Annotated in this window: 10 protein-coding genes; 4 read left to right on the forward strand and 6 right to left on the reverse strand. The window is 74.3% G+C overall.

What is annotated here, in order from left to right:
• The first annotated feature begins 82 nt into the window (after window positions 1-82).
• Both glgX and treY read left to right on the forward strand, forming a co-directional pair.
• On the forward strand, window positions 83-2,230 hold the full coding sequence (gene glgX, locus KUM40_RS20540) for a glycogen debranching protein GlgX (protein WP_217167475.1): 2,148 nt from the start codon (window positions 83-85) through the stop codon (window positions 2,228-2,230).
• A gap of 72 nt (window positions 2,231-2,302) precedes the next feature.
• A complete protein-coding gene (gene treY, locus KUM40_RS20545) occupies window positions 2,303-4,786 on the forward strand; it encodes a malto-oligosyltrehalose synthase (RefSeq protein ID WP_217167476.1) in 2,484 nt (827 codons plus the stop codon).
• A 58-nt stretch (window positions 4,787-4,844) separates the two neighbouring features.
• On the opposite strand, the gene KUM40_RS20550 is transcribed toward treY, so the two are convergent.
• From KUM40_RS20550 to KUM40_RS20560, 3 genes are all read right to left on the reverse strand, one after another.
• Complete coding sequence (locus KUM40_RS20550; RefSeq protein ID WP_217167477.1) at window positions 4,845-5,309, reverse strand: SSI family serine proteinase inhibitor; 465 nt, start codon at window positions 5,307-5,309, stop codon at window positions 4,845-4,847.
• On the reverse strand, window positions 5,306-6,631 hold the full coding sequence (locus KUM40_RS20555) for a M14 family zinc carboxypeptidase (protein WP_217167478.1): 1,326 nt from the start codon (window positions 6,629-6,631) through the stop codon (window positions 5,306-5,308). The genes KUM40_RS20550 and KUM40_RS20555 overlap by 4 nt, the downstream gene beginning before the upstream one ends.
• Window positions 6,632-6,855: 224 nt before the next feature.
• On the reverse strand, window positions 6,856-7,407 hold the full coding sequence (locus tag KUM40_RS20560) for a DUF1707 and FHA domain-containing protein (RefSeq protein ID WP_217167479.1): 552 nt from the start codon (window positions 7,405-7,407) through the stop codon (window positions 6,856-6,858).
• 195 nt (window positions 7,408-7,602) lie between these two features.
• Here KUM40_RS20560 and treZ point away from each other — a divergent pair, with 195 nt between their 5' ends.
• Window positions 7,603-9,348 carry a malto-oligosyltrehalose trehalohydrolase gene (treZ, locus tag KUM40_RS20565; RefSeq protein ID WP_217167480.1) on the forward strand — a complete coding sequence of 582 codons (1,746 nt, stop codon included), beginning with the start codon at window positions 7,603-7,605 and terminating at the stop codon, window positions 9,346-9,348.
• 77 nt (window positions 9,349-9,425) lie between these two features.
• Here the strand turns inward: treZ and KUM40_RS20570 are convergent, their stop codons facing one another.
• Window positions 9,426-10,367: an aminoglycoside phosphotransferase family protein gene (locus KUM40_RS20570; RefSeq protein ID WP_217167481.1), complete on the reverse strand. Its 942-nt coding sequence runs from the start codon at window positions 10,365-10,367 to the stop codon at window positions 9,426-9,428.
• 55 nt (window positions 10,368-10,422) lie between these two features.
• Window positions 10,423-11,553 (reverse strand): aminopeptidase P family protein, encoded by a 1,131-nt coding sequence (locus KUM40_RS20575; protein ID WP_217167482.1) that lies wholly within the window; start codon window positions 11,551-11,553, stop codon window positions 10,423-10,425.
• A 170-nt stretch (window positions 11,554-11,723) separates the two neighbouring features.
• Here KUM40_RS20575 and KUM40_RS20580 point away from each other — a divergent pair, with 170 nt between their 5' ends.
• On the forward strand, window positions 11,724-12,497 hold the full coding sequence (locus KUM40_RS20580) for a metallophosphoesterase (protein WP_217167483.1): 774 nt from the start codon (window positions 11,724-11,726) through the stop codon (window positions 12,495-12,497).
• Here KUM40_RS20580 and KUM40_RS20585 read toward each other — a convergent pair.
• Entirely contained in the window at window positions 12,490-13,104 is a 615-nt protein-coding gene (locus KUM40_RS20585) for a PDZ domain-containing protein (protein WP_217167484.1), read from the reverse strand. The two genes, KUM40_RS20580 and KUM40_RS20585, sit on opposite strands and share 8 nt — an antisense overlap.
• Window positions 13,105-13,137 lie beyond the last annotated feature (33 nt).

Here is a 13,137-nt window from a genome sequence, read left to right on the forward strand (position 1 = left end):
CGCCTCACTTTCGGGGAGACTTCCGCAGGACTCGGAGCCAAGGCGTCCGCACCGGCGCCCCACACCTGAAAGAGTCGTGTTCATGCAGGTCTGGCCTGGAGAGGCGTATCCACTCGGTGCCACGTACGACGGCGCCGGCACCAATTTCGCGGTCTTCACGGAGGCCGCCGACCGAGTAGAGCTGTGTCTGCTGCACGACGACGGCTCGGAGACCGCGATCGAGCTGCGGGAGAGCGACGCCTTCGTGCGGCACGCGTTCGTGCCGGGCGTGATGCCGGGGCAGCGCTACGGGTACCGCGTGCACGGCCCGTACGCCCCGGAGCGCGGACTGCGCTGCAATTCGGCGAAGCTGCTCCTCGATCCGTACGCGCGTGCGATCAGCGGTGCGGTCCAGTGGGGCGAGGAGGTGTACGGCTACCACTTCGGCGACCCCGAACGGCGCAACGACCTCGACTCGGCGCCGCACACGATGACGTCGGTCGTGGTCAACCCGTACTTCGACTGGGGCGACGACCGCCGCCCCCGGACGGAGTACCACCACACGGTGATCTACGAGGCCCATGTGAAGGGCCTGACCATGCGGCACCCGGGTCTGCCGGAGGAGCTGCGGGGCACCTACGCGGCCCTCGCGCATCCGGCGCTCATCGAGCACCTCACGGGGCTCGGGGTGACCGCGCTGGAGCTGATGCCGGTCCATCAGTTCGTCAACGACCACCGGCTGGTGGACATGGGCCTCAACAACTACTGGGGCTACAACACGGTCGGCTTCTTCGCCCCGCACAACGCGTACGCCTCCTGGGGCGACCGCGGCCAGCAGGTGCTGGAGTTCAAGTCGGCGGTCAAGGCGCTGCACGAGGCGGGGATCGAGGTGATCCTGGACGTCGTCTACAACCACACCGCCGAGGGCAACCACCTGGGCCCGACGCTGTCCTTCAAAGGCCTCGACAACCCCTCGTACTACCGGCTGGGCGACGACCCCCGCTACTACATGGACACCACCGGGACCGGGAACTCGCTGCTCATGCGGTCCCCGCACGTACTGCAGATGATCATGGACTCGCTGCGGTACTGGGTCACCGAGATGCACGTCGACGGGTTCCGCTTCGACCTCGCGGCCACCCTGGCCCGGCAGTTCCACGAGGTGGACCGGCTGTCGTCGTTCTTCGACCTGGTGCAGCAGGACCCCGTGGTCTCGCAGGTGAAACTGATCGCCGAGCCGTGGGACGTGGGCGAGGGCGGCTACCAGGTGGGCAACTTCCCGCCGCTGTGGACCGAGTGGAACGGCAAGTACCGGGACACGGTGCGGGACCTGTGGCGCGGCGAGCCGCGCACGCTGGCGGAGTTCGCGTCCCGGCTGACCGGATCGTCCGACCTCTACCAGGACGACGGGCGCCGCCCGCTGGCCTCCATCAACTTCGTGACCTGCCACGACGGCTTCACCCTGCACGACATGGTGGCGTACAACGACAAGCGCAACGAGGCCAACGGCGAGGACAACCGCGACGGCGAGAGCCACAACCGCTCCTGGAACTGCGGCGTCGAGGGCGACACCGACGACCCGGGGGTGCTGGAGCTGCGGGCGCGGCAGATGCGGAACTTCACCGCCACCCTGCTGCTCTCCCAGGGCGTCCCGATGATCAGCCACGGCGACGAGTTCGCCCGCACCCAGCGGGGCAACAACAACGCCTACTGCCAGGACAACGAGCTGGCGTGGGTGGCGTGGCCGGACGGCGGCGACGACATCACCGGTTTCGGCACCGGGACCGGTACCGGTACCGCGCTGTCGGAGTTCACCCGCGCGATGGTGTGGCTGCGCAAGGACCACCCCGTCTTCCGCAGGCGCCGCTTCTTCCACGGGCGCCCGGTGCAGGGCACGCACGACGAGCTGTCGGACATCGCCTGGTTCACCCCGGAGGGCGCGGACATGACGCAGCGGGACTGGAACTCGGCGCGCGCGTCGGCCCTCACGGTGTTCCTGAACGGCAACGCGATCTCCGAGCCCGGCACCCGCGGGGAACACATCGCCGACGACTCGTTCCTGCTGATGTTCAACGCCGCGCCGAAGCCGCTGGACTTCGTGGTGCCGGTCGACCACGGCCGGCAGTGGGAGGTGGTCGTCGACACGGCCCTGGCGGAGGGGGTGCCCGCGGGCACGGGACCGAAGGTGCAGGCAGGAGACCGGCTGACCCTGCTGGACCGGAGCCTGACGGTGCTGCAGCGGCCCGTGTAGGGGCGGGCTCCCCCTGCACCCGTGCAGGGGGACGGTGACAGGAAAGGCGGCGGGGCGGGTACGTAGGTCTCCATGACACCTGAGCGACCCGACCCGGTGCCGTCCTCGGCCTCCCCCGCCGCCCCCGCGTCCCCCGCCGTCCCCGCCGTCCCCGCTCCGTCGGCCACCTACCGGCTCCAGCTTCAGCCGGGCTTCCCCTTCGAGGCCGCGGCGGCGGCCGTGCCGTACGTGGCCTCGCTCGGCGTGTCGCATCTCCACCTGTCCCCCGTCCTGGAGGCGGTCCCGGGCTCGCGGCACGGCTACGACGTCGTCGACCACGCGCGCGTGCGCGAGGAACTGGGCGGCGAGGAGGGGTTGCGGGCGCTGGCGCGCACCGCGCGGGAGTACGGTCTCGGCCTGGTGGTGGACATCGTGCCCAACCACATGGCGATGTCCCCGCAGCACAACCACGCCCTGTGGGAGGTGCTGCGGGAGGGTCCGGAGTCGCCGTACGCGCGGTGGTTCGACATCGACTGGCAGGCGCAGGACGGCCAACTGCTGCTTCCGGTGCTCGGTGCCCCGGTCGGCGAGGTGCTGGACGACCTCCGGGTCGACGGCGACGTGCTGCGCTACCACGAGCACGCCCTTCCGCTGCGGGACGGCACCGCGGAGCTGCCGCTGCCGCGGCTCCTGGACGCACAGTGGTACCGCCCGGTGTGGTGGCGGCTGGCCCGCACCGAGCTGAACTACCGGCGTTTCTTCAGCATCTCGGAGCTGATCGGCGTGCGCGCGGAGGACCCCGAGGTGTTCGAGGCCACGCACGCCACGATCCTGCGGCTGCTGCGCGAGGGCGTGATCGACGGACTGCGCGTCGACCACCCCGACGGCCTCGCCGACCCCGGCGGGTACCTCGAGCGGCTGCACCGGGCGAGCGGCGGCCGGTGGACGGTGGTGGAGAAGATCCTCGCGGACGGGGAGCGGCTGCCCGCCGCCTGGCCGGTCGCGGGCACGACCGGCTACGACGCCCTGCGGCACGTCGACGGGCTCTTCACGGAACCGGCCGGGTACGGGGAACTGCTCGGGCGGTACCGCGGGTTCGCCGCCCCGCGGGCGGACCGGGGCGGGGACTGGGCGGCGACGGTGCGGCGCGCGGCGTACAAGGTGCTCACGCACGAGCTGGCGACGGAGATGGACCGGCTGACCCGGGTGGCCCACGGCCTGTGCGTCGCCTCGCCGGACCCCGCGCTGCGCGACCGGGCGCCCTGGGCGCTGCGCACGGCCTCGCGGGAACTGCTGGTCCGGACGGAGGTGTACCGGCCGTACACGTCGGCGGACGCGGCGACGGTCGTCACCGAGGAGGCGGCGGCCGAGGCCCGGCTCGCCTTCACGGTGCCCGAGGAGGCCGACGCGGTGGACGTCGTACGGGATCTCGTGCTGGGGCGGTACGGGGACGGTCCCGAGCACGTGGAGTTCCGGACGCGGTTCGCGCAGACGGCGTCGGCGCTGCGCGCGAAGTCGGTCGAGGACACGGCGTTCTACCGCTACGTGCCGCTGCTGTCGGCGACCGAGGTCGGCGGGAACCCCGGGAGTCCGGCGGTGTCGTCCCAGGAGTTCCACGCGTACTGCGCGCGCGTGCAGCGCGACTGGCCCGCGACGGGGACGGTCGTCACGACCCACGACACCAAGCGCAGCGCCGACGTGCGCGCCGCGCTGGCGGTGCTCACGCAGTGCCCCGGGCGGTGGGCGGACGTCCTGGCGGAGGTTACCCGTACGGGCGAGGGGGTGCCGGACGCCCAGGTGGCGTGGGCGGCCTGGCAGACGGTGTTCGGTCTGGGCCGGGCGGACGAGGAGCGCGTGCGGGAGGCGCTGCTGAAGCACGTGCGCGAGGCGGGGATGCACACCAGTTGGACGGAACAGGAGGCGTCGTACGAGGAGGCGGTGGCCCGGTTCGTCGCGGCGGGGCCGTGCGGCGCGCCGGGCGAGCGGGTGGCCGCCCTCCGCGCCGCCCTGGCGCCGCACATCCGGGCCAACGTCCTCGGCACCGCCCTGACCCACCTCACGATGCCGGGCGTGCCGGACCTCTACCAGGGCACCGAGCACGAGTACCTGGCGCTGGTGGACCCGGACAACCGCCGGCCGGTGGACTTCCCCACCGACGGGGATGGGGACGGGGGCGGGGACGCCCGGGGCGCCGGGGAGAAGACGGCGGTGACCCGGGCGGCGCTGGCCCTTCGGGCGCGGCGGCCCGGCGCCTTCGGCGACACGGCGACGTATGAACCGCTGCCCGCCGAGGGCCCGGCGGGCGCGCACTGCGTGGCGTTCGCCCGCTCCGGGCAGGCCGTGACCGCCGTGACCCGGCTGTCGCTACGGCTCGCCGAGGCGGGCGGCTGGCGCGGCACGACACTGCCGCTGCCGCCGGGCCGGTGGGCCGACACGCTGGCGCCCGGTCGGGAGTTCACGGGGCACGCGCGCGTGGCGGACCTTTTCACGGACAGACCGGTGGCGCTGCTGGAGCGGGTGGAGGGGACGGACCAGGCGGAGGCGGCGGAGGCGGAGGCGCAGGGGGACGGCGGCTGATCGTCACGCGCGTGTGCGCGTGCGTCCCCACCTATGCCCGTACACCGCCGCGCCCGGCTCACCCCTGCGCGGCCGACCCGTGCAGCCCGTCCAGCCCGTCCAGTGCGAACACCGCCCCCGTCCGCGCCGCCATCACGCACGGGCTGGGGAAGGTCCGGGTGTACTCCACCGGCCGGCCCCGCCACTGCCCGCGCGCGTGGGCGGTCACCGGGGCGTAGATCATCGGGCAGTAGGCGTCCCGCGGCGGGAGGTCGGCGATGCGGCCGTCCGTCGCGTCGAGTTCCGCGCAGGCGCGCGCCGCGCGGGCGTGGCCGCGGGGCGGGTCGCACAGCAGCAGGGCGGTGCGGGTGGCACCAGAGCGGGCGTCGCCGCGACTGACCGTGAGGAGGAGCCAGTCGCTCGACGTGGCCCGCCCGGCGGCGGCCTGCGCCGGGACTGCGCAGACGACGAGGAGGGTGGCCGCGAGCGCCAGGAGGCCGGCCCGGGCGGCAGTGGCCGTGAGGGTCGTGAGGGTGTGGGTCATTCCCGGTGCATCGGCACCGCGGCCTCGGAACCCCAGCCCGGCTCACCCGAACGGGAGCCCGCGGTGCGGCGCCGCCCGGCCAGTTCGAACGCGGCGAGTACGACCCGTGTCTGGTACTCGACCTGGCGCGCGACCGGTATCCAGTGGGCCGCGCAGCCGTCGCGGTAGTCGGCGCAGCCCTCGTCGACGAGCCGGTCCAGTTCGGGCAGGACGCCCGCCGGATCGCCGCCGGTGCGGGTCACGAGCTGATGCAGCAGTCCCGCGGTCCGCAGGGACAGGCGTCGACCGGCCAGGCGCAGCGCGACCAGGTGGGCGGTGTTCATCGGCGGCAGCGAGCGGCCCGAACCGTCGTCGGTGTCCGGGTCCCACGCGTCGGCGAGCCGGGGACAGACCAGCAGGTAGTCGTCGACCGGTGCGAGGAGGTGCGCCGCCTCCGGCACGGCGGCGAGGTGGGGCCGGACGCGGGCGAGGACGCGGTGCAGGCGCCGGGTGTCCTGGCGCAGGGTGCGGCTCACGGAGCGCAGCACCGCGTCCCGGTCGGCCGGGGGCGAGCCGTCCGCCACGCCCGCCACGCCCCACATGGGCGCCTCGACGACCGCGGTGACGGTGCCGTAGCGCCGCGGGTGGCACCACGTCGAGTCGACGGCGGCCTCGGTGATGGCCGCGGTGAGGTCGCCGCGCCGGGGCGGCGGTATGCGGTAGACGGCGGGTCCGAGGTCGGGCCAGTACAGGGTGTCGTAGGCGCCGAGTTCGCGGGGGACGCCGAGCCGGGCCGCGGTGTGGGCGATGCGCTGGGCGAGGCCCGGCAGGTCGTGGGTCAGCTCGACGAAGCCGCCGCCGACGTCCACGCCGTGCAGCGAGCACTGCAGGAAGGGCCGCAGTTCGTCCTGGAGTGCGAGCAGGGTGCGGGTCTCCGGCAGGGTGGCGCGGTCCGGGCCGTCGGGCAGCCACTCGGGCTGCTCCAGGAAGCCGGGCCGGAAGAAGTTCCGGGCGTAGCGGCCGAGGGTGTACGGGCCGGTCAGCCAGCCCTCGTTGCGGCGCAGGCCGTCGGGGTCGACGCACAGCAGCAGGTTCCAGGTGGCGTCGGCGCCCTCGGTGAGCCGGGGGTCGGCCGCGGCCCGCTCGGCCAGCCGCAGGGCGGTGGCGCCGCCCACGGGCTCGTTGGCGTGCGGTCCGGCGACGACGAGGACCTGACGGCTGCCGTGGCCGACGGAGAGCAGCAGCAGCGGGATGCCCGCGCGGGAGGTGCCGACGCGCCGCAGCCGGGCGTGTCGGGGGTACCGGGCGACGAGTGCGGCGGCCCCGGCACCCAGCTCGTCCACGGTCGGGTAGCGCAGGAGGGGCGGCAGGGCACACCTCCACGAATGCGGGCCGTCGATTCACCTGGCGTGCGCGGTGTACGCACAGTCAGTCACGACTTGGAAGGTACGTCAACACCACGAAAAGCAAAGGGATCTGCCCCACGAAACGGGCGCGACACCGAGTGATGCCCAGGCCAGAGATCCTGCGGGGTCGGTCCGGGCGGGCTCCGTCGCGTCGGTTCGCGTCAGTCGACGGACAGGCGGAAGGCCATCCGGCCGAAGCCGATCTGGTCGCCCTCGCGGACGACGGCCGCGCCGATGACCCGCCGTCCGTTGACCGTGGTGCCGTTGGTGGAGCCCAGGTCCCGCAGCACCCACATGCCGCCCTGGCGGCTGAGTTCCGCGTGCACCCGGGAGACCGTCTCGTGGTTCAGCCGCAGCCCGCTCGCCGGGTCGCGCCCTATGCGCAGCGAAGGGCCGGCGCCGGGGTGCGGCAGCAGCAGCTTGGGCAGCCGCTCGGCCCGCCAGGCCCTGCCGAGCCGTACGCCGAACCCGGACACCGCCTCGACGGTGCCGAACACCAGCCGCGACAGCCGGCTCTCGGTGGGCAGGTCGGCGGTGAGGGCGGCGAGCTCGTCCGAACGGCGGGCGGTGAGCGCCAGCTCCATGCGGCGGATGAACGTGTCGTGCGACAGACGCCCCATGGCGACGCCGTCCCGGAGTACCTTCAGCGCCTTGTCGCGCTCCGCGTCGGACAACCGCGCGGGGTACGTGTTGAACTCGAAGGACGACGTCACGGAGCTGATTGTCGGTCAGCCCGGCCGGAGTGTCCAGAAAACGGGAAACGGGAAAACGGCCTCCCCCGCGCGCGGTACGGCACGACAGCGGCACGACACCCGCCGCGAACGGGGGCAATCCCCAGCGGAATGATCCCTTTTGCAGGACCATGGACGCGGGCTACATCACGGTGAGCAGACGAAGGGGAACCGTCCGTGCAGTTCGAGGTGTGGGCACCGCAGGCCGGCCGAGTGACGTTGCGGTGCGACGGCGCCACGCGCGCGCTGGAGCGTGATCCGGGACGACCGGGGTGGTGGTGCGGTGAGGCCGAGGCGCAGGGCGGCTCGCGGTACGGCTTCGCGGTGGACGACGGGCCGGTGCTGCCGGACCCGCGCTCGCGCCGCCAGCCGGACGGACCGGACGGGCCGAGTGCGGTCGTCGACCACGGGCGGTACGCGTGGCGCGCCGAGTGGGCCGGGCGCCCGCTGCCCGGCGGCGTCCTGTACGAGCTGCACGTGGGGACGTACACGCCCGAGGGCACGCTCGACGCCGCCGCCGCGCGTCTCGAGCACCTGGTGCGGCTGGGCGTCACACACGTCGAGTTGATGCCGCTGTGCCCCTTCCCCGGCCGGTACGGCTGGGGGTACGAGGGGGTCTCGCCGTGGGCGGTGCACGAGCCGTACGGCGGGCCCGAGGCGCTGAAACGGTTCGTCGACCGGGCCCACGAACTCGGCCTGGGCGTGGTCCTGGACGTGGTGCACAACCACCTGGGCCCCTCCGGCAACCACCTGCCGGTCTTCGGCCCGTACTTCACCGACACCCATCACACGCCCTGGGGCGTCGCCGTGAACCTGGACGCGCCCGGCTCGGACGAGGTGCGGGCGTATCTGGTGGACAGCGCGCTGGCGTGGCTGCGGGACTACCGGATCGACGGGCTGCGCCTGGACGCGGTGCACGCCCTGGCCGACACACGCGCGTGCCACTTCCTGGAGCAGTTGTCGACCGCCGTGGACGACCTCGCCGCCGACCTGGACCGCCCGCTCTTCCTGATCGCCGAGTCCGACCTGAACGACCCGCGGATCATCACCCCGCGCGCGGAGGGCGGCCTGGGCGTGCACGCGCAGTGGAACGACGACTTCCACCACGCCCTGCACGCCGCGCTGACCGGGGAGTCGCAGGGCTACTACGCCGACTTCGCGCGCGACCCGATGTCGGCGCTCGCCAAGACGCTGACCCGGGGCTACTTCCACGACGGCACCTACTCCGGCTTCCGGGGCCGCTCCCACGGCCGTGCGCTGGACCGCGGCCGGGTGGCGGCGCACCGGCTGACGGGCTACAGCCAGACCCACGACCAGGTCGGCAACCGCGCCCAGGGCGACCGCCTGGCCGGGCTGGTCTCCCCCGGCCTCGCGGCCTGCGCGGCCACGCTGACGCTGACCGCGCCGTTCACACCGATGCTGTTCATGGGCGAGGAGTGGGCGGCCGGCACGCCGTGGCAGTTCTTCACCGACCACACCGACCCGGAGCTGGCCGAGGCGGTACGGCGCGGCAGGCGGCGGGAGTTCGCCGCGCACGGCTGGCGCGAGGAGGACGTGCCCGACCCGCAGGACCCGGCGACGCGCGAGCGCTCCTGCCTCGACTGGTCGGAGCCGGCACGGGAGCCGCACGCGCGCGTACTGGACTGGTACCGGCGGCTGATCGCCCTGCGTCGCGAGGAGCCGGACCTGACCGACCCCGACCTGGCCGACACCAGGGTGGCGTACGACGGTGCGGCGCGCTGGCTGGCCTTCCGGCGCGGCGACATCCGGGTGGCGGTCAACCTGGGCACCGAGCCGGCGGCGATCCCGCTGGGCAGCCGCCCCGCGCGCGTACTCGCGGCGTGGGAGCCGGTGGAGGGACCGGGCGCGGACGGGCTGCTGTGCGTACCGGGCGAGTCGAGCGTGGTGCTGGCGCAGGAGTGAGGCGGCAGGAGTCAGGAGTGAGGCGAGCGGGGTGAGGCGGGGCTGCCTCGCGGGCGCCGTACCGGAGCGAGGGCCGCTCAGGGGGTGTCGCTCGCGCCGTCCTCGCGCAGCTCCGTCACCCGTTCCAGGAGGATCGGTTCCCAGGCGCGGCGCAGCCGGGTCCTGAGCAGGGGCAGGGGCAGCGGGGCGTCGGAGCGGCCGGCGAGTGCCTCCGCGAGCCGGACGACCGTGTCGCAGCGGGCCAGCCACAGGCCGCGCAGGCAGGGCCGGGCACCGTAACCGGCGAGGGTGGCGGCGCGGACGGCGGCGGGTGAGCCGACGGAGAGCGCGAGCCCGGCGATGTCCTCGGCCGGGTCGCCGAGGACCGCGTCGGACCAGCCGAGTACGCCGCGCACCCGGCCGTCGGAGCTGACGACGAGGTGCTCGCCGGTCAGCGCGTGGTGGACGAGGACCGCCGCGCCCGGCTGGACGGCGAGCTGGGCGGCCGCCTCCCGGGTGAGCCGCTCCGGCCGCGCGGCGTCGAACTCGTCGGCCGCGGCGAGGCGGCGGACGGCACGCTCGGCGGCCTGCCGCAGGGTCTCCAGGGAGCGCGGGGCCGCCCGTGGCACGCCGAGTGTCTCGGCCTGGCGGACCGGCACCTCGCGCACCGAGGTGAGCAGCCCCGCGAGGTCCGCCTCGCCCAGGGCGGACACGTCGTGGTCCTCACCGGACCCGCCGGCCAGTCTGGCGTCCAGCGTGTAGGTGAGGCCCGGTGCCCACTCGCCGTGCGCCACGCTCGTGGGCACCGCGACGGAGGCGTACGGGCGGACCAGTTCACGCAGCCGCAGTTCGCGGCGCCGGCGCACGGCGGTCTCGCGGTCGGGGGAGAGCCGCAGCACGTGCCGGGCGCCGACCCACCAGGTGTCGGGTTCGGCGCCGCCGACGGCGACCGGCCGGACGTCGGGTTCCGTGCTCCCGCCCAGCAGGGAGCGGACCAGTCGGCGGACGGTGTCCGCTGTGGGTGTCGGTGCCTGGGTCATCTCGCGCCGTCGTCCTCCGGTTCTGCCGGGGCGTTCGGGGTCCGTCCGTCACCGGTCACTCGACCACGACCAGCTCCCGGGTGGTGTCGTTGAGCCGTCGGCCGCCGTCCCCGGTGACGGTGACGATGTCCTCGATGCGCACCCCGAACCGGCCGGGGAGATAGACGCCGGGCTCGACGGAGAAGCACATGCCGGGCACCAGGGGCTGTTCCTCGCCCTCGATCATGTACGGGGGTTCGTGCGTGGTGACGCCGATGCCGTGCCCGGTGCGGTGGATGAAGTACTCGCCGTACCCGGCGCCGGCGATGACCGCGCGGGCGGCCCGGTCCACGTCCTGGCAGGCGGCGCCTGGACGCACCGCCCGGAAGCCGGCCTCCTGGGCCTCGCGGACGAGGTCGTGCACCCGGCGCTCCTCGTCGGTGGGTTCGCCCACGTGGACGGTGCGGGAGGTGTCGGAGCCGTAGCCGTCCTTGAGGCCGCCGAAGTCGAGGACGACCATGTCGCCGTCCTCGATGACGCGGTCGCCGACGTCGTGGTGCGGGTTGGCGCCGTTCGGCCCGGAGGCGACGATGGTGAAGTCGACCTGGGAGTGGCCGAAGCGCCGCAGCAGGCCGGCGAGGTCGGCGGCGACCTCGGACTCCCTGCGTCCGCCGAAGCGGACCTCGCGGATCTCCTCGAAGGCGGCGTCGGCGGCGGCGCCCGCCGCGGCCAGCAGCTCCAGCTCCGCCGCGTCCTTGACGGCACGCAGCATGGGCAGCGCCACGGTGAGGGAGGCGTAGGAGGTGTCGGGCAGCGTCCGCTGAAGGGCCAGCAGGTGCATGGCCCAGGCGTTGTCGCTGATGCCGAAGCGTCCCGAGCCGTCGAGGAGGGCGGCGGTGGCCGCGTAGGGGTCCTTGCCGTCGGTCCAGTCGCGCAGGGTCAGCGCGGGCGCTCCGGCCGCCTTCTCGGCGTCGGGGGCCTCGAGCGTCGGGACGACGAGCACGGGGTCGCGGCCGGGGGCGAGGACGAGCAGGGTGAGCCGTTCGGTGTCCGCGGTGGGCGCGTACCCGGTGAGCCACACCAGGTCGGGGCCCGGGGCCACCAGTAGCCCGGCAAGCCCGGCGTCGGCGGCCTCGCGCGCGGCGCGCTCCATGCGGGCCCGGTAGTCGTCGGCGGTGAAGGAAGCGGCGGGGCTGCTGCCGGTCATCCGGGCCTCCCGGGGCGAAAGAGTGAAGGGACCACGGCAGCATCCTGCCCTCAGGACGGGGGCGACGCGAGCCGATTGGCATGGAGCAACCCTCCCGACTAATGGTTTGATGTGCTCCAAGCATTAGCTACGGGAGCCTGCCGTTCGGGCGCCCAAAGGAGGCCGGCACCATGCTCGTACTCGCGCACATCAGCGATCTCCACCTGGACGGAAGCCCGCGGGCGACCGAGCGCGCCGAGCGGGTGCGCGACCGGTTGTGGCGGCTGCCGGGGCGGGTGGACGCGCTCCTGGTGACCGGGGACGTCGCGGACCACGGCGCGGAGGCGGAGTACGAGGAGGCCGCCGCGATCCTGGGGCTGCGCGACGGCTCCGCACCGTTCCCCGTGCTCACCTGCCCCGGCAACCACGACAGCCGCGCCCCCTACCGCAAGGCCCTGCTCGACCGCCCCGCCGCCGACGGTCCGGTCAACGACCTGCGTGTCTTCGACGGCGGTGCGGTCCTGATGTGCGACTCCAGCATTCCGGGCAGCGACGAGGGAGAGCTGGACGAGGAGACGTACGACTGGATCGAGGCGTCGCTCGACGGACTCGACGAGTTCGACGGGCTCGACGGCGGCCGCCCGGCCCTCCTCGCCTTCCATCACCCGCCCGTGGCACTGCACCACCCCCTGCCCGACTCCTACCGGTTGCGCGATCCCGAGCGCCTCGCCGCGCTGCTGGACCGGCGGCCCGGGATCGCGGGGCTGATCACGGGTCACGCCCACACGCCCGCCGCCACCGTGTTCGCCGGGCGGCCCCTGGCGGTCGGCCCCGGGGTGACGTGGACCCTGCGCCTGCCCTGGGAGGGCGAGCAGCTCGCGGACCGGGACGCGCCGGTCGGGCTGGCCTACCACGTGCTGGACGACGCCGGACGGCTCACCAGCCACTTCCGTACGGTCATGTGACGACGCCCGGTACGGCCGTGAGCTGCTGGTAGCCGCCGCTCTCGTGGCGCACGGTGACCTTGACCTCCTTGCCGGGTCTGGCGCGGGCCACGGCGTGTGCGAGGTCGGCCGCCGAGTCGACGCGGGTCGTGCCGAAGGCCAGGAGTACGTCCCCGCGCACCAGGCCCGCCGTGTACCCGGGGCCGGGCACGTGGACACCCACGATCCGGGCTCCCGGCTTCTCGTCGTCCACGGCCTCGACGCCGAGGGTCGCGCCGGCCGGCGCCGGGGAGGGGGACGGAGCGGCCGACGGGTGGGCCGGGGCGGCCCGGGTGCCGGACTGCACCCCCGCCCCCGCTCCCTCTCCCTCTCCCGCTTTCCCTCCCGGCGCCCCGGCCTGCTGTTGCAGTTCGGCGAGTTTGCTCATGCCGATCACGGTGGCGCCCACCGTGCCGAGTCCCACGCCCGCGAAGAGGAGGGCGGCCGCGGCGAGCACGCCGAGCAGCAGGGTGGTGAGCCGCCGGCGGCGCCGGCGCCCGGCATGCGGGCGCCGGGCGCTGTCGGGCGTGGTGCCGGGGCCCGGTTCCCGGCCGGGCATCGGCTTGGGACGCAACGCTGTCTGTTCCATGGATCGCCTCCGGCAGGTGCTCTACCCGGCGCA

It is taken from the genome of Streptomyces sp. AC512_CC834 (assembly GCF_019049325.1).
Lineage (GTDB): Bacteria > Actinomycetota > Actinomycetes > Streptomycetales > Streptomycetaceae > Streptomyces.